The sequence below is a fragment of the Bradyrhizobium sp. BRP20 genome (genome assembly GCF_020194215.1).
GTDB lineage: Bacteria > Pseudomonadota > Alphaproteobacteria > Rhizobiales > Xanthobacteraceae > Bradyrhizobium > Bradyrhizobium yuanmingense.
In genome coordinates this window covers 1-271 of the sequence record NZ_JADYVY010000135.1, presented here as the reverse complement: position 1 = coordinate 271, position 271 = coordinate 1, and the positions used below count along the sequence as shown (strand labels likewise).

The window sequence follows — 271 nt, the reverse complement described above, 5'->3', positions numbered from 1 at the left end:
CTTATCCCAGATTCGCTGCGGAGGGCCGTCGGCGGTGCGGACACGGAGAGCAGCAAATCGGGCTTTCAGCCGACCTTTCGTCCCGCTGCGCCAACTCACGGTTTTCCATTTGGCGCTCGCCAGCATGAAGATATCCGGCACGTGGTGCTTTCGTGGTTTCCCGCGGACTTTGGTAATCGGCCAAATGAGCTTCACATCAACCGGATACACCTTGAGGTGCCGAGGGATGCCGACGGCCCAGGCCAATCCCCGTTCTGTTAGCCCTTGTCGA

Annotated in this window: 1 protein-coding gene; it reads right to left on the bottom strand. The window is 59.8% G+C overall.

Features of this window, described 5'->3' with window-relative positions:
- Positions 1-271, bottom strand: a 271-nt coding sequence (locus I6F33_RS38145; RefSeq protein WP_225145816.1) for a transposase, incomplete at both ends; no start/stop codon positions are given.